This window comes from Pseudomonas sp. DTU12.3, from assembly GCF_004124275.1.
GTDB classification, from domain to species: Bacteria; Pseudomonadota; Gammaproteobacteria; order Pseudomonadales; family Pseudomonadaceae; genus Aquipseudomonas; species Aquipseudomonas helmanticensis.
In genome coordinates this window covers 2,365,318-2,383,912 of sequence record NZ_CP027218.1, presented here as the reverse complement: position 1 = coordinate 2,383,912, position 18,595 = coordinate 2,365,318, and the positions used below count along the sequence as shown (strand labels likewise).

At 63.3% G+C, this 18,595-nt stretch carries 3 protein-coding genes; 1 reads left to right on the top strand and 2 read right to left on the bottom strand.

Annotation, left to right across the window (positions count from 1 at the left end):
- Positions 1-121: 121 nt before the first annotated feature.
- Both C2E19_RS10960 and C2E19_RS10955 read right to left on the bottom strand, forming a co-directional pair.
- Positions 122-15,685 (bottom strand): non-ribosomal peptide synthetase, encoded by a 15,564-nt coding sequence (locus tag C2E19_RS10960; protein ID WP_129391617.1) that lies wholly within the window; start codon positions 15,683-15,685, stop codon positions 122-124.
- A 717-nt stretch (positions 15,686-16,402) separates the two neighbouring features.
- The gene (locus C2E19_RS10955; RefSeq protein ID WP_129391614.1) at positions 16,403-17,137 is read right to left on the bottom strand and encodes a thioesterase II family protein; all 735 of its coding nucleotides are present in this window, start codon (positions 17,135-17,137) and stop codon (positions 16,403-16,405) included.
- Between the two features lie 130 nt (positions 17,138-17,267).
- On the opposite strand from C2E19_RS10955, the gene C2E19_RS10950 reads away from it, so the two are divergent.
- Positions 17,268-18,401, top strand: a complete 1,134-nt coding sequence (locus C2E19_RS10950) for a cupin-like domain-containing protein (RefSeq protein WP_129391611.1) — start codon at positions 17,268-17,270, stop codon at positions 18,399-18,401.
- Positions 18,402-18,595 lie beyond the last annotated feature (194 nt).

Here is an 18,595-nt window from a genome sequence, read left to right as displayed (position 1 = left end):
AAACCGGGGCGATGCCGTAGAGATTGACCCCCTGTTTGCCCAGTAGAATCGCCAGCGCCTTGCGTTTCTCGGGAGAAAGCGCGCCTACCGATTCAATCAACTGCTGCATGCCGTGGTCCTCTTAGGAAATCAGTTTTTCAAGTTCATCTGCTGATAAACGATTGAGAGCCTCCAAGGATTTAGCCAAAACATCATGAACGGGCTGCAAATCGGGCTGCAGGGCTTGTACGGCATCGCTGAACGCGGCCAGATCGGCACTGCCAAACAGGCTCGCCAGCGGGATTTCAAAGCCCAGCACTTCGCGCAAACGCAGCACCACCTGGGTTGCCAGCAACGAATGGCCGCCGAGTTCGAAGAAGTTGTCAGTCAGGCTCACCCGCTCAAGTTTCAGCACGTCGCCCCAGACTTCGGCGATCTGCTGTTGCAAGGCGCTGACCGGCGCCACGTAGGCGCCCTGCAACAGGTGCGCGTCCGGCTGCGGCAAGGCCCGCCGGTCGAGCTTGCCGTTGGCCGTCAGTGGCAGGCTGTCGAGCAGCAGCAAGTGCGCCGGCACCATGTAATCCGGCAGATTGCCTTTCAGCGCCTGACGCACCTGATCGCGCCATACCCCCTGCTCCGCCGGTTCTACCGCCTGCGTCGCCACGAGGTAGGCGACCAGTTGCACGCCACCGGCGCCCGGCTGATCGAGCACCACCGCTTGACGGATGCCCGGCACCGCCAGCAGTTGCGCTTCGATTTCGCCCAGCTCGATGCGGAAACCACGGATCTTCACCTGATGGTCGATGCGTCCGGCGTACTCGATCCGGCCATCGGCGCAATAGCGCGCCAGGTCGCCGGTGCGATACAACCGCTCGCCATTGCCGCTGAACGGGTTAGGCACAAAACGCAAGGCACTCAGGTCGGCGCGGTTGAGGTAACCGCGCGCCAGCCCGGCACCGCTGACGTGCAGTTCGCCGATGCAACCCTTGGCTACCGGATTCAGATCGGCGTCCAGCACGTACCAGGACAAGTCCGGGATCGGCTCGCCCAACGGGCTGCCCGCCTCGTTGTGCAAGTCCGCCAGCGACAACGGCCGGTAGGTGACGTGTACGGTGGTTTCGGTGATGCCGTACATGTTGATCAGTTGCGGCGCGCTGTCACCGAAGCGCTCGAACCATGGTCGCAGGCTCTTCACTTCCAGCGCCTCTCCGCCGAACACCACATAGCGCAGCGACGGTTGCACGGTCTGCCGCGCATCCGTGGCCACCTGCATCAGTTGCTTGAACGCCGAAGGCGTCTGGTTCAACACCGTGACCTGCTCGCGGCAGAGCAAGGCATAGAATTCTTCCGGCGAACGGCTGACCGCGTGCGGCACGATCACCAGACGCCCGCCGTGCAGCAGCGCCCCGAAAATTTCCCAGACCGAGAAGTCGAACGCGTAGGAATGGAACAGCGTCCAGCTGTCCTGCGGGCCGAAATTGAACCAGTCCTCGCTGGCGGCGAACAGGCGCAACACCTGTTGATGCGCCAGCAGCGTGCCCTTCGGTTTACCGGTGGAACCGGAGGTGTAAATCACATAGGCGAGGTTATCGCTGTCGACTGTCACCTGTGGATCGGTGGTCGGGTAATCCGCCGGTTCCTCGCCCAGCAGCAAGGTCTCGACCGCTGCCGGCAGATCCACGTGCGCCAGCACACCAGACTGCATCAACAGCAGGCTGATGCCGCTGTCTTCGACCATGTATTGCAAACGCTCGGCCGGGTATTGCGGATCGAGTGGCAGGTAAGCGCCGCCCGCCTTGAGGATCGCCAGCAAGCCGACAATCATCTGCAGCGAACGCTCGGCGGCCAGACCGACCAGCACATCCGGGCCAACGCCACGCGCAATCAGCGCATGGGCGAGGCGATTGGCGCGGCTGTTCAGCTCGGCATAGGTCAGTTGCTGTTCGTCGAGGGTCACGGCAATCGCTTGCGGTGAGCGCTGCACCTGCGCTTCGATCAACTGATGCAGGCTGGCGGTTTGCGCGAAGGCCGCACTGTGGCGATTCCAGTCCTGCAAGACCGCTTGCTGCTGCGCGGCATCCATCAGTTGCACGCGGCTGATCGATGTCTCTGTCGACGCCTGGCTGAATTGCAGCAACAGGTGCTGCATCTGCTCGGCCATCTGCGCGATCAGCGTCGCGCTGAAGTGCTGGCGCGCATAGGCAAACTGCAACGACAGCGTATCGCCCAGGTCTACCAGCACGGTCAGCGGCAGGTTGGTCTGCTCGTGGCTCGACACCTGACCGAAGCGCATGCCTTGCGGCGCGCCCTTGTCCAGAGCCTCGGAGACCGGATAGTTTTCGAACACCAACAGGCTGTCGAACAGGCCTTCACCGCCCTGCCCGGCCCAGCGCTGAATGTCGAACAACGGCGTGTGTTCAAACTCGCGCAGTGCCAGGTTCTGCGTCTGCAAGGCTTGCAGCCATGCACCCAACGCCTGCTCCGGACGCGGTGCGGCGATCACCGGCAAGGTGTTGATGAACAGACCGACCTGTTGCTCGACACCCGGCAAATCCGCCGGACGCCCCGACACCGTTGCACCGAAGGCGACGGCGGATTGCCCGGTGTAGCGTTGCAACAGCAACAGCCACGCACCTTGCACCAAGGTGTTGACGGTGACCTTCTGGCGCCGGGCGAATTCGCTCAGGCCACGGGTCTGCTGGCTGTCGAGCAACTGGGTGTGGTTGGCATGCCCGTGGCTGTCGAGCGGCGTGTGATCCGCCGAGACGCGGGCCAGCAAGGTTGGCTCGTCAAGCAGGCTCAGTTGGCCTTTCCAGAAGGTTTCAGCCGCAGCGCCGTCCTGGCGTTGCAGCCAGCCGATGTAATCGCGATAGCTGCCGACACGCCCTGGCAAGGCCTGGCCGCTGTAGCGTTGCAACACTTCACCGAGCAGCTGCGAATTACTCCAGCCGTCCATCAGGATGTGATGGCTGGTGTAGATCAGCTCGTGGCAATCCTCAGCCGTTTGCACCAGCACCAGACGCAGCAACGGCGCTGCGCTCAAGACAAAACCCTGCTCGCGTTCGGCACTTGCCAGATCTTCCAGCGCCTGCGTCTGTGCGGCGTGGCCGCGCCAATCGTGCACACTGAATGGCAGCACGGCATGGCGCTGCACCACTTGCACCGGTTGTTCTTGCTCGCTGGTCCAGAGGAAACCGCTGCGCAGCACCGCATGCGCCTGCACCGTGGCTTGCCAGGCGTCACGGAAACGCTCGACATCGAGACCCTGCACGCTGACGCGCATCTGGTTGATGTAGTCGCCACTGCCTTGCGCGAACAAGCTGTGGAAGAGCATGCCCTGCTGCATCGGCGACAGCGGATAGATGTCCTCGATGTCACGGGCGCTGAGGCCCAGACCGTCCAGTTGCGCCTGCTGCAAGTTGGCCAGCGGGAAGTCCGACGGTGTGAAGCCGCCGTGTTCGCCGCGCAGGCAATGCTCGATCAGCAAGGTCAGCTCGCTGGCGTAGTCATCCGCCAGGCGCTGAATGCTCGCCTCGTCGAACATCTCCCGACTGAAGCTCCAGTCCAGGCTCAACTCGCCGCCATACACCTGACCGTTGACCGACAGCCAGTTGCTCAGCGGTGCGCTGTCGCTTTGTTCGGCACCGGATTTTTCCGTGGCCGGGACAAACAGCGAGCGCTCGTCGAACTGGCTGTCGAACTGGCCGAGGTAGTTGAAGGTGATGCGCGGCATCGCCACTGCGCCGAGTGCCGCTTGCGTTGCGCTGTCACCCAAATGGCGCAGGGCACCGAAGCCCAGGCCTTTGTTCGGCACGCCGCGCAGTTGCTCCTTGATCGCCTTGATCGAGGCGCCGAGATCGCTTTGCGGGGTCAGGCGCAACGGGAACAGACTGGTGAACCAGCCGACGGTACGGGTCAGGTCAACGTCGTCGAACAGCTCTTCGCGGCCATGGCCTTCGAGCTGAATCGAGGTTGCCGGTTGCCCGCTCCAGCGGCAGATCACCCGCGCCAGCGCGGTCAGCAGCAGGTCGTTGACCTGGGTGCGATAAGCGCTCGGCGCGTCTTGCAGCAGTTGCCGGGTCAACGTTGAGTCGAGACGGCTCTGGACAATCACCGCGTGACGGTTTTCAAGGCTGCCGGCAGGGTTGTCACACGGCAACTCGGCCAGTGCGCCCTGCTCTTTCCAATAACCGAGTTCGGCCTGCAACGGCGCGGTCACGGCGTAGGCTTGCATGCGCTCGGCGAACACTTTGAAAGCGCTGGTCTTCAGCGGCAATTGCACGGTTTGCCCGGCCACGGACTGGCCGTAGGCGCTTTGCAGATCTTCCAGCAGGATGCGCCACGAAACACCGTCGACCGCCAGGTGATGGATCACCAGCAACAGACGTTGCGAGCCATCCGCCAGACGCGCCAGTACCGCGCGCAGCAATGGCCCGTTTTCGATGTCCAGCGAGCGCTGGGCTTTTTCGCACAAGGCCTCCAGCGCGGCCGCGTCGGCGACATCGGCTTGCCACAGCACACTGGCTTGCGGGTCCAGCGGCAGGTGCAAGGCATCCCAGCCGTGCGCCGAAGCTTCGAAACCCAAACGCAAGGCATCGTGATGTCCGAGCAAGGCCAGCAAGGCCTGCTCCAGCGCTAGTGAGTTCAACGCCTGCGCCGGACGCAACAACAGCGACTGGTTCCAGTGCGAACGCTCGACAATCGCCTGGGCGAAGAAGTCATGCTGGATCGGCAGCAGCGGCGTCGCGCCACGCACTGGGCCTTGATCGATGACGGCCAGCGCTTCCGACTGCCGCGCGACCCGCGCCAGATCCTCGACGGTCTGATGCTGGAACAGCTCTTTGGCGCTGAAGTGAATGCCCGCCGCACGTGCGCGGCTGACCACCTGAATCGACACGATTGAGTCGCCGCCGAGTTCGAAGAAGTTGTCGCTGATGCCCACTTGCGTGAGTTTGAGAACGTCTTGCCAGATCGCCACCAGCGCCTGCTCCACAGCATTGCGCGGCGCCACATAGCTGGCTTGCGCAGTGCTGAAATCAGGTTCCGGCAGCGCCTTGCGGTCGAGTTTGCCGTTCGGTGTCAGCGGCAGTTGCTCAAGGAACATCAACTGCGCCGGCAGCATGTATTCCGGCAGGGTTTCCTTGAGCCATGCACGCAGCTCCTGATCCAGCGCAGGCGCCTGCGGTTGGCTGGCGCTGACCACGTAACCGACCAGTTGCGTGCCATGGCCGCTGTCGCGAGCCACGACCACCGCTTCGTGTACGGCGTGGTGCGCCAGCAGGCGTTTTTCGATCTCACCCAACTCGATACGGAAGCCGCGCACCTTGATCTGATGGTCGACCCGACCGAGGTACTCGATCTGGCCATCGGCCTGGTAACGCACCAGGTCACCGGTGCGGTACATCCGCTCACCGCTGGTGCTGAACGGGTTCGGCACATAGCGCTCGCAGGTCAATTCCGGGCGCAACAGATAACCCCGGGAAAGCCCGGCACCGGCCAGGTACAACTCACCGACCACACCCAGCGGCACCGGTTGCAGACGCGCATCGAGGACAAAACTGTCGGTACCCGCCAATGGCCGGCCGATCGTCGCCTGACCACCAGCCTCACGCCGCACATAAGTCGAGTACGTGGTGTCTTCGGACGGGCCATACAAATCGTAGACATGCAACAGCGTCGGCTGACTGTACAGAGCATCGACCAGCGACTGTTTCAGCGGTTCGCCGGCGAGGTTGATGATGCGCACGCTCGACGGAATCTGCCCGGCCTGCTGCAACGCGGCAATCGCCGACGGCACGGTGTTGATCAGGCTGACCCGATCGCGCGCCGGCAGGTCCGGCAGCTCCAGGGCGTTTTGCGCGAGGACGAAGAAACCGCCGCCGGCCAGGGTGACAAACAGTTCCCACACCGACAGGTCGAAGCAGATCGACGTCGAGGCCAACACGCCTTGCAAATCGGCCTGGCTGTAGACGCCATGCGCCCACTGGATCAGCGCCGCAGCGTTGCGATGGGTGATCGCCACGCCCTTGGGCTTGCCGGTGGAGCCGGAGGTGTAAATCACATAGGCGAGGTTGTCCGCGCCGCTCACTGGCGGCAGGTTGCCGACGTCCGGCAGATCATCCGCCTCCGGCGCCACCGCCAGTACGCGCAGGCCCGGCGTCGCCAGCGACGACAATTCACCATCGACACCCACCAGCAACAACGCGGCGCGGCTGTCTTCGAGCATGTAGCTCAGACGCTCGGCCGGGTAGCTCGGATCGAGCGGCACGTAGGTGCCGCCGGCCTTGAGCACGGCGAGCAAGGCGACAATCATCTCCGTCGAACGTGGCAGCGCCACGCCGACGCGCACTTCGGCGCCCACGCCATAGTCGCGCAATTGCAGCGCGAGGCGATTGGCGCGGTTGTTCAACTGCCGATAGCTCAACTGTTGTTCGCCGAAGATCATCGCCAACGCATCCGGCGTGGCCGCAACTTGCGCCTCGACCAGCGCCTGCAGGGTGTGATCGGTCGATTCTGGCAGTTCATGGCTGTTCCAGTCGGCCATGATCAGTTGCTGCTCGGCGTTGTCGAGCAGCGGCAGATCGCCGATGCACTGCGATGCCTGGCGGCTGACCGCGCGCAACACATTGAGCCAGTGCCGCGACAGCTGCTCGACGGTCTCGCGCTTGAACAGATCGGTGGCGTAAGTCAGCGATGCGGCCAACCCGCCCTGCACTTCTGCGGTGTCCAGCGTCAGGTCGAACTGCGCCGCCGCACTGTCCCAGGCGATACCTTCGATGTGCAAATCCGCAAGCAAGCTCGGCTGACGCTCAAGGTTCTGGTGATTGAACAGCACCTGGAACAATGGGCTATGGCTGAGGCTGCGTTGCGGTTGTACCGCGTCCACCAGTTGTTCGAACGGCAGGTCCTGATAAGCCTGCGCATCCAGCACCGACTGGCGAACCTGTTGCAGCAATTGGTCAAAACCGTGCTGCGGTTCGATCTCGGCACGCAGCACTTGGGTGTTGACGAAGAAGCCAATCAGGCCTTCGGTTTCCAGGCGATTGCGGTTGGCCACCGGCACGCCGACACGAATGTCACGCTGCCCGCTATAGCGTTGCAGCAAGGTCTGGAACGACGCCAGCAAGAGCATGAACAAGGTCACGCCTTCGCGTTGCGCCAGAGCATTGAGCTCCTGCGCCAGATCGGTTGGCAGAGCAAAGTCGAAACGCGCGCCACGAAAACTCTGCTGAGCCGGACGCGGGAAGTCGAACGGCAACTCCAGCACCGGCTGCTCGCCACCCAGGCGCTCGCGCCAGTAGGCCAGTTGGCGGGCGCTTTCGCCGTCGTTCATCCATTGGCGCTGCCACACGGCATAGTCGGCGTACTGCAACGGCAACGCCGGCAGTTGTGCAGCGCGGGCCTCGCTGAACGCGCCGTACAGGCGCACCAGTTCATCGACCATGACCTGCATCGACCAGCCATCGGAAATGATGTGATGCGCAGTGATGACCAGGACGTGATGGTTGCTGCTCAGCTCCAGCAACAACACCCGCAGCAACGGCCCGTTGAGCAGATCGAACGGGCGCTGGATTTCCGCTTCCACCCGCGCCTTGAGTTGCGCCTCGCTGGCCTGCGCGTCGAAGCTTGCGCGCTCGATCAGCAAGTGTTCGGCCGGGCGAATCACTTGCAGGGTTTGCGTCGACTCTTCGACAAACACCGTACGCAACGATTCGTGACGCGCCACCAGCGCCTGGAAGGCCTGATCCAGCGCGGCGCTGTTCAGTTTCCCGCGCAGGTGCAGCGCGGTCGGCACGTGATATGCCGCGCTGTCCGGCTCCAGCTGCCAGAGGAACCACTGGCGTTCCTGAGCGAAGGACAATGCCATCGGCTCACCACGCGGCAGTGCAACCATTGGCAGCGTGTGGCTGGTTTGCAGTTCGGCACAAGCCTTGGCGAAACCGTCGAGGCTTGGCTGTTCGAACAACACGCGCAGGGGCACGTCGAGTTTCAGTTCATGGCGCACCCGCGAAATCACTTGGGTCGCCAGCAACGAGTGGCCGCCGCGCTCGAAGAACTGATCGGCGAGACCGATCGGCGCCACTTGCAGCACCGCTTCCCAGATCGCTGCCAAGTCTTGTTGCAGCGCGGTGTGCGGCGCCACGTAGGCGTATTGGCTTTGATGCAGATCGACCTTCGGCAATGCCTTGCGATCGAGCTTGCCGTTGTTGTTCAGCGGCAGCGCCGCCAATAGCAGCAGATGCGCCGGCACCATGTATTCCGGCAGCGCCTGGCGCAGCACGTTTTTCAGCTGCTCCAGCCACGCCGCTTGCAGCGTTGCTTCTGCCGTGAACAACGCCGCATCCGTGGCAACCACATACGCCACCAGTTGCGCGCCGCTCGCGCCGTCCTGTGCAATCACCGCCGCCTCGCGCACCTGTTCAAGGGCTTGCAGGCAGGCTTCGATTTCGCCCATTTCGATGCGGAAACCGCGAATCTTCACTTGATGGTCGATACGCCCGACGTACTCCAGCGCACCGGCCGCGTTGTAGCGTGCGAGGTCGCCGCTGCGATACAGGCGAGCGCCCGGTTGCGTGGCAAACGGATCCGGCAGGAAGCGTTCGGCAGTCAGCGCCGGACGATCGAAGTAGCTTTGCGCCAGGCATGCTTGTGCACCAATGCACAATTCGCCGACGCCGCCGGCCGGCAACAGTTCACCGGCCGCGTCCAGCACGTACAACGCGCGGCCGGCCGTGGCCTGACCGATCGGAATGCCGAAGGTGTCGTTGGCATCTTCCAGACGGCAGGTGTGCACGCTGGAAACCACGGTCGCTTCCGTCGGGCCGTAGGTGTTGATCAGGCGCACATGGCCCTGACCGGCTTCATGCCACAGGCGCAAGCCTTCCACCGACATCGCCTCGCCACCGACGTGGACCTGACGCAACTGGCCGAGACTGGTCACCGTGCCGTTGGCGCATTCGCGCGCCAGCAAGTACCAGTAAGCCGCCGGCAAGTCCGCCAAGGTGACGTTGTGCGCGACGATTTCCGCGGCCATTTGTCCGGCGTCCCATGGATCGTCGCCGCGCATGATCAGCGCCGCGCCGACACACAGCGGCGGGTAGCACTGCTCGACAAAACCGTCGAAGCTGAAGGTCGCGAATTGCAACACGCGGTCTGCGGCGGTCAGCGCCGAATATTCGGCGGCGGTCTGGCAGAACTCGCGCAAGGCGCCATGATCGATCGCCACGCCTTTCGGCTGGCCGGTGGAACCGGAGGTGTAGATCACATATGCGAGGTCTGCGGGCACCGCTGTGTTGTGCGGATCACTGTCGCAATAGCCCCCCAGTTCAGCGTCCAGATCAACCACGTTCAGGCGCGGCAGGCTGTCCGGCAGCGGCAGATCGGTGAGCAGACCGGCCTCGCACAGCAACAGGTCGAGACGGCTGTCGTCGATCATGTAGGCGAGACGTTCGGCCGGGTATTTCGGGTCGAGCGGCACGTACGCCGCGCCACTCTTGAGCACCGCCAGCAGGCTGACGATCAGTTGCGGGCCACGGCGCATCGCCAGACCGACACGCTGCCCCGCCGTCACGCCCTGCGCCAGCAGACGATGGGCCAGACGGTTGGCCTGGGCGTTCAGCTCAGCGTAACTCAGTTGCTGCGCACCGACCTGCAAGGCCAGCGCATGCGGGGTGGCGGCGGCCTGCGCGGCGAAGCGCTGATGCACCAGCGCGTCACTGCGCAGATGCAGGTTCAGCGGCTGACTGGCTGCCAACACGGCGGCGCGGCCAGCGTCATCGAGCAGTTGCAAGGCGCCCAGACGAATGTCCGGCGTCGCGACCATTTGCGCCAGCAGGTGTTGCAGATTGCCGCTCAGCTGGGCGATTTGTGCAGCGCTGAAGCGCGCGGCGTCGTAGCTGAATTCCAGGCTCAGGCCCGCCGCCAGTTCGATGCCGAGGGTCAGTGGATAGTTGGTGCGTTCGTGGTTGTGCATCTCGCCGAACGCGAGACCGGCCGGGGCTCCACGCTTGAGCGCTTCGGCCACCGGGAAGTTTTCGAACACCAGCAGGCTGTCGAACAGCGCCGTGCCCTGTTGACCGGCCCAACCCTGAATATCGTAGAGCGGCACGTGTTCGAACTCGCGCATGCTCAGGTTCAAGGCTTGCAGTTCGCCCAGCCACTGGCCCAACGACTGCTCAGGCGAAGCGCCGCAGACCATCGGCAAGGTGTTGATGAACAGGCCCAATTGCTGCTCGATGCCCGGCAATGCCGCCGAACGCCCGGCGACCGTGGCGCCAAACGCCACGCAATCCTGACCGGTGTAACGTTGCAGCATCAGCCCCCACGCCGCTTGCATCACGGTGTTGAGGGTGACTTTCTGCTGCCGGGCGAAATCCGCCAGGCCACGGGTGGTCTGTTCGTCGAGTGATACTCGCAGCTCATCACTGCCGTGGCCGTTGACCGGCGGACGCAGTGCTTCGGCGAGCAGGGTCGGCGTGTCCAGCGGCGCCAGCGCAGCCTTCCAGAACTGCTCGCCGGCACTCGTCGATTGCTGTTGCAGCCAGCCGAGGTAGTCGCGGTATTGGCCCAGCGGTTTGCCCGGCGCGTGGCCGGCGTAATGCTGGATCACTTCGGCGAGCAATTGCGCATTGCTCCAGCCGTCCATGAGGATGTGATGGCTGGTGTAGATCAGGTGCCAGGCATCCGCACCGGTGCGCACCAGTTGCAGACGAAACAGTGGCGCTGCGCTCAACTCGAAACCGCGCTCACGCTCGGCGTCGGCCAGCGCATCGAGGTCGGCGTCGGCCTGCTCGAGCACCTGCAATTGCAGTTCGACCTGACGATGGATCGCCTGATGCGCGCTGTGCAAACCCAGCCAGTGAAAACTGCTGCGCAAAATGTCATGCCGCGCCAGCGCCGCTTGCCATGCCTGGGTGAAACGCGTCAGGTCGAGGCCGTGGATATCCAGGCGCAACTGGTTGATGTACGCACCGACCTGCGGCTCGTACAGGGTGTGGAACAACATGCCCTGCTGCATCGGCGACAGCGGGTAGAGATCCTCGACAGCCGCCAGGCTCAGCGGCAGTTCATCGAGCTGCTGCTGGCTGACCTGCGCCAACGGGAAATCGGACGGCGTGGCCTGCCCGGCCGGCGTCGCGCAGCAATGTTCGATCAACGATTTCAGTTCAGCGGTGTAGGCAGCGGCCAACTGCGCAATCGTCGCCGCATCGAACATCTGCTCGCTGAAGCCCCATTGCAGCGCCAGTTCGCCGCCATACACCTGGCCTTCCACGGTCAGCCAGTTGGCCAGCGGCGCGCGCTCATCCTGCGCCGTGCCGCTGCGCTCGCGGGCCGGCTCCCAGAGGGCGGCCTCATCGAACTGGCGATCGAACTGGCCGAGGTAGTTGAAGGTGATGCGCGGCGGTGTCAGCGCTGCCAGTGACTGTTGCGCCGCCGGTTCGCCGAGATAACGCAACAAGCCGTAACCGACGCCTTTGCCCGGTACCCCGCGCAGTTGTTCCTTGATCGCCTTGATCGACGCCGCCAGCGTTTCGGCCGGTTGCAAACTGACCGGGAACAGGCTGGTGAACCAGCCCACCGTGCGGGTCAGGTCGAGGTCATCAAACAGGTCTTCGCGACCGTGGCCTTCCAGTTGAATCAAGGTCGAAGGCTGTCCGCTCCAGCGGCAGATCACCCGCGCCAGTGCGGTCAGGAGCAAATCGTTGACCTGCGTGCGATACGCCGCCGGGGCGCTTTGCAGCAACTGCCGCGTCGACTCGCTGTCGAGGCGCACTTCGATTTTCTGTCCGAAGCGGTTTTCCAGACTGCCTTGCGCACGCTCGCACGGCAGTTCGGCGCGCGCCGCTTGTTGCTGCCAGTACGGCAATTCTGCGTGCAGTTGCGGCGCGTACTCGTGCAAGCGTTCGGCCCAGGCCTGATAGGCGCTGGTGCGCGCCGGCAGGACCACACCGCCGCCACTTTCCAGTTGCGTGTAAGCCTGTTGCAGATCTTCCAGCAACAGCCGCCACGACACGCCGTCCACCACCAGGTGATGAATCACCAGCAACAGTCGCTGGGTGTTGTCGGCCATCTCCACCAGCATTGCCCGCAACAATGGGCCGTTGTGCAAATCGAGGCTGCGCTGGGCTTCATCGCACAGCGCGGCGAGCGCCTCCTCACCATCAGCCTGACGCAGCCACAGACCGGACTCGCTGACGACGTCGGCATAGGTTTGCTGCCAGCCTTGTGCGTCCTGGTGGAAACGCAGACGCAAGGCATCGTGCTGATTGAGCAATTGGCTCAGCGCACGCTCCAGCAATGGCGCCTGCAACGTCTGCCGTGGCGTCAGCAACAGCGATTGGTTCCAGTGCCCACGCACGGCCATCGGCTGTTCGAAGAAATAATGCTGCACCGGCGTCAGCAATACCGCACCCGTGGCTGGCGCCTGATCCTGCATGGTCTGCTGTTCGAAGCTGGCGACCAGGGCGAGGCTGCGCACGGTCTGGTACTGGAACAGATCCCGTGGGCTGAGACGAATCCCGGCCTGACGGGCACGGCTGACCACTTGAATCGAGATGATCGAATCGCCGCCCAGCTCGAAGAAGTTGTCTTCCACGCCAATGCGCTCAGCGCCCAGCACCTGCTGCCAGATCGCCGCGAGGGCGGTCTGCATCGCGTCCTGCGGTTCGACGAACGCTTGTTGCACCGCCGCTTCCGGCTCGGGCAAGGCGCGGCGGTCGAGTTTGCCGTTGGCGGTTACCGGCAATTTGGCCAGTGGCATCAGGTAGGTCGGCACCATGAATTCCGGCAGGCTGCTGAGCAGCCAGGCTTTCAGGGTCTGCTGCCATTGCGCCTCGGGCTCGGCACCTTCCAGCACCAGATACGCCACCAGATGCTTGCCGCCCTGCACCAGCACCACCGCTTCACGGACCAGCGGATGCTGGATCAGGCGGGTTTCGATTTCACCGAGTTCGATGCGCAGGCCGCGCAGCTTGACCTGATGATCGAGACGACCGAGGTATTCGATCACGCCGTCGGCACGCTGGCGCACACGGTCACCGGTGCGATAGAGGCGCGCGCCGTCGTGGAACGGACACGGCACAAAACGCTCGGCGGTCAGCGCCGGGCGACGGTGGTAACTGCGCGCCAGACCGGCACCGCCGAGGTACAACTCACCGGCAACACCGGCGGGCACCGGGCGCAATTGCGCGTCCAGAACGTGGGTGCGCAGGTTGCCGATCGGTTCGCCGATCGGCACGCTGTCGGCACCTTCATCGACGCACGTCCAGTGGGTGACGTCGATGGCCGCTTCGGTCGGCCCGTAGAGGTTGTACAAGCCGGCGTTCGGCAGTTTGGCGAACACCTGCAACTGCGCGTCGAGCGGCAATGCTTCACCACTGCAAACAATCCGCGTGAGGCTGCTGCACGCCTCGACGCCCGGCTCATGAATGAACGCCTGGAGCATCGACGGTACAAAGTGCAGCGTAGTGATTTGATGACGGCCGATGGTGTCGATCAGGCGCGCCGGCTCACGGTGTTCGCCCGGCGCCGCCACCACCAGACGGGCACCGCTCATCAGCGGCCAGAAGAACTCCCAGACCGACACGTCGAAACTGAACGGAGTCTTTTGCAGCACCGCATCGCGGTGATCCAGGCCATACGCTTGCTGCATCCAGCACAAGCGGTTGACCAGCGCCGCATGGCTGTTGCCGGCGCCTTTCGGTTTGCCGGTCGAGCCGGAGGTGTAAATCACATAGGCGAGGTTGAGGCTGTCCATCGCTACCGCTGGACGCGCATCGCTGTAGCGCTCCAGCCAGTCGCCATCCTGGTCGAGGGTGATGACGCCTACGCCTTGGGTCGGCAAGCGTTCGAGCAGACTGCTCTGGGTCAACAGCAAGGCAATCGCGCTGTCTTCGATCATGTAGGCCAGACGTTCCTGCGGGTATTCCGGGTCGAGCGGCACGTAGGCGCCGCCGGCCTTGTGGATCGCCAACAGGCCGACGACCATTTCAATCGAGCGCTCGAGCGAAATGCCCACCAGCACATCCGGGCCGACGCCTTGCTCGCGCAACAGATTGGCCAATTGGTTGGCCCGCGCCTCCAGTTGCGCGTAGCTCAATTCGACGTTGCCGAACACCAGCGCCGTGGCGTCCGGCGTGCGCTGTGCCTGCGCCTCGATCAATTGGTGCATGCAGTGTTCGGTCGGGTAGTTTTGCGCAGTGCTGTTCCAGTCGTGGACCAGCACTCGCACTTCGTCGGCATCGAGCAGCGGCAGTTCGCCGATACGCTGAGAAGCATCGCCAACCATCGCCTGCAACAGGCGCGTCCAGTGCCGCGCCATGCGCTCGATGGTCGCGGCGTCGAACAGGTCGCTGGCGTAGGTCAATGCCGCACGCAGCTTGCCGCCCTGCTCATAGGTATCGAGTGTGAGGTCGAACTGGGTGGTGCGGCTCTGCCAGTCCAGCGCACTCAGCTGCAGGCCGGAGGCGGTGGTCAGCGCAGACATATCGGCGACTTGCGGCTGATGGTTGTACATCACCTGGAACAGCGGCGTGTGGCTGAGGCTGCGCTCAAGCTTGAGCGCTTCGACCAGACGCTCGAACGGCAGATCCTGATGCGCCTGCGCCCCCAGCGCAGTGTCTTTGACAGCGCGTAGCAATTCATCGACGCGGGTCTGGCCATCCAGTTCGGTGCGCAGCACTTGGGTATTGACGAAGAAGCCGATCAGGCCTTCGACTTCTGCGCGATTGCGGTTGGCGATGGGCACGCCGACGCGGATATCGTTTTGCCCGGTATAGCGATGCAGCAACACGTTGAAGGCGCCGAGCAGCAGCATGAACAAGGTGATGTTGTGTTGGCGCGCGGTGCTGCGCAGTTGCTCTGCCAGTTCAGGGTCGAGGGCGAATTCATGGCGGGTGCCGCGATAGCTTGGCATGGCCGGGCGCGAGTGATCGGTCGGCAGTTCGAGCACCGGATGCTCGTCACCCAGACGCGCCTGCCAGTATTGCAGTTGCCGCGCCTGCTCGCCCGCTTCCAGCCAGCGGCGTTGCCACAGGGCATAGTCGCTGTACTGGATCGGCAGCGCCGGCAGTTGCGGCTCGGCGCCGGCATCATGGGCGTCGTAGCAACGGGTGAACTCGTCGATCAGGACGTTCATCGACCAGCCATCGGAAACGATGTGGTGCAGCGTCAACAGGAGGACGTGTTCCTGCTCGGCGAGTTGCAGCAATTTGACCCGCAGCAACGGCCCTTGCGCCAGATCGAACGGCAACACGGATTGCGCCTCGACCTCGCGCAGCACCGCCTGCTCACGGGCTGCTTGCGGCAGATCGCGCAGATCAATCTGCTCGACGCGCAATGGCACGCTGCCCGGCACTTGCTGCAAGCGATCATCGGCCTGGCGCTCGAACACAGTGCGCAGGGTTTCGTGGCGCGCCACCAGGCTTTCGAACGCTTGCTCCACCGCTGCCTTGTTCAAACGGCCCTTGAGCCGCACTGCGCCGGGCAGGTTGTACGCGCCGCTGTGCTGATCCAGCTGCCAGAGAAACCACATGCGCTGCTGGGCGTAGGACAACGCCTGACGGTCCTCGACCTCGACTCCGGCGGGTATCGGGAACCGGGAAAAATCCACCCCTTCCTTACTCAGGGCGGCCAGAAACATCTGGCGCTTTTCCAGGGGCAACCCGATAAACCGGCGAGCGAGTTTCAAGGAGTCTTCAGCATTCATTTCTTAGCATCCGGATCAGTAGGCAGGAAGCACAAAGGCACGTCGTCCCTATAAAACGAATCCAGACCGGAAAAATTAGCGAATGAGAACAACTGTCAGGCGAGAGGCAAAACGCGGATTTCCCCATCGCCCGGCACAGCCCCTGTAGGAGCTGTCGAGTGCAACGAGGCTGCGATCTTTTGATCTCCAAAGATCACAAGCAAAAGATCGCAGCGTGCCGCAGCTCCTACAGGAGATCGTGCCGCTTGCCCGACACCCATCCCGGTAGGAGCTGTCGAGTGCAACGAGGCTGCGATCTTTTGATCTTGGAAGAGCAGGATCAAAAGATCGCAGCGTGCCGCCGCTCCTACAGGAGGCCGTGCCGCTTGCCCGATACCCATCCCGGTAGGAGCTGTCGAGTGCAACGAGGCTGCGATCTTTTGATCTTGGAAGAGCAGGATCAAAAGATCGCAGCGTGCCGCAGCTCCTACAGGAGGCCGTGCCGCTTGCCCGATACCCATCCCGGTAGGAGCTGTCGAGTGCAACGAGGCTGCGATCTTTTGATCTTGGAAGAGCAGGATCAAAAGATCGCAGCGTGCCGCAGCTCCTACAGGAGATCGTGCCGCTTGCCCGACACCCATCCCGGTAGGAGCTGTCGAGTGCAACGAGGCTGCGATCTTTTGATCTCCAAAGATTACAAGCAAAAGATCGCAGCGTGCCGCAGCTCCTACAGTGCGGTCAGGCTGTGGCGGTCATCGTGTGGCGGCGATGGTGGACGTCGAGGTGGTCCTTGATCAGGCGCAGCACTTTCGCTTCGTGCTCATGAATGAAGAAGTGCCCGCCGGCAAACATGTCGACGGAAAAACTGCCACGGGTTTCCCGGCTCCAGCCGATCAGTTGTTCAGTGGTGGCGCGGTCGGTGGTGCCACCGAGCACGTGCACCGGGCAATCGAGCTGTGGCCGTTCCACCGCGCGATGGCTGCCACACAACAGGAAGTCGGCGCGCAGGATCGGCAGGGTCAGACTCATCAACTCTTCATTTTCCAACGCCTCGCTGCTGGTGCCTTGCAGGCTGCGCAGTTGCTCCAGCAGTTCGGCATCGCTCTTGGGCCGGGCCAGGTCGCGATCATATTCGTCGCGCAAGCTCGGCGCCGCCGTACCCGAGGCAAACAGCGCCACCGGCGGCGGGCAACCCATGGCCCGCAAGGCGTGGGCCAGCTCACTGGCGAGCAACGCGCCGAGGCTGTGCCCGAATATCGCATAAGGCGCCTTCAGCGAAACGCGCAGTTCCCGGGCCAATTGCTGCACCAGCGTCGGCATGTCGGTTTGCAAGTCTTCATCGAAACGCATGCCGCGCCCCGGCAATTCCACCGGCTGCAATTTCAGCCACTCCGGCAGCTTGCGCCGCCAGCGGCTGTAAACCATCGCGCTCGCCCCCGAATACGGCAGGCACAGCAATGTCAATTGAGTCACTGCACTCACCTCAAAAAGTCATGATGCTAAAAGAACGCGCGGGCGCACCTGAAAATTAGCGCCGACGGTAAATTTCCAATCGGGCGGCACGTCTCCTGTTCACGCCAAAACCTGATAAAGAGGCACCGCCGTGGACCTGCAAACGATTCTGGGAAAGCTGTTCGCCAATGCTGGCGCAGTGGGTATTGAAGGGGTCTTTCAGTTTGTCTTCGGCCCGCATCAGGCCTATTGGTCGGAGATCAGCGGCAGCAGCCGCACCGAAGCCGGCCGCCATGCCAGCCCGGACGTGACCATCGAAGTGGCGCAAGCGGACTTCATGGGCATCATGGCCGGCAGCGCCAATGTCGAGGAACTGTTTGCCAGCGGGCGCCTGAAGATCGGCGGCAACATGGGCCTGGCGACGATGCTGCCGCAGATCATCGACCATGCGCGCAGCGGTGCCAGCGCCGCAGAAAAAGTCGACATGAACAAACGCTACCCGACGCCACCACGGGTCAGCGAGCGCCTGACCGCGCGCCTGCCGGTGCAGACCGTTGTCGAACGGCGGCCGCGCAGCGAGTTGTCGATTGAGGAATTCAAAAGTCGCTACCTGCCCAACGGCGTTCCCGTGGTCATCCGCGACGCCCTGCAGGACTGGCCGCTGTTCAAGCTCAGCCGCGAAGAATCGCTGGTGCATTTTGCCGAGCTGCAAGGCATCACCCGCCACGGCGACTACGTGAAGAAAACCTTCTCCACCGAGCGCGATTTCCGTTCGACGTCGATGGCCGACTTCATTGCTTCGCTCGACCAGCCAGCGGTCAAAGGTGCCAACGGCGAACCGCCGGCGTACATGGGCAACAACATCCTGCCCGCGCAATTAATGGAGCAGATCAAGTACCCACCTTACTTCGACGCATCGCTGTTCATCCCGCCACGCATCTGGATCGGCCCGAAAGGCACGCTGACGCCGCTGCACCGCGATGACACCGACAACCTGTTCGCGCAGGTCTGGGGACAGAAGAAATTCACCCTCGCCGCGCCGCATCACCGCCAGGCGCTGGGCACCTGGTCCACCGCGCCGCAGGGTGGTCTGGATGGCTGCGATTTCAACCCGGATGCGCCGGACTATCAGCGTTTCCCGACGGCACGCAACGTGACGTTTTTGCGCGTGACCCTCGAGGCTGGAGATTTGTTGTTTCTGCCGGAGGGCTGGTTCCATCAGGTGGAATCGGTATCGACCTCGCTGTCGGTGAATTTCTGGGTGAACTCGGGACGCGGCTGGTAACCCCGCAGAACCTGTGGGAGCGGGCTTGCTCGCGAAAACGGTCTTTCATTCAAGATCAATGTCGACTGATCTGACGCCTTCGCGAGCCAGCCCGCTCCCACAAAGATTGCGGTTGTGCATAAATTTCAGGTTCACCCCTATTCCCTGTGGGAGCGGGCTTGCTCGCGAAGAGGCCCGGACACTCACCGCAGCGC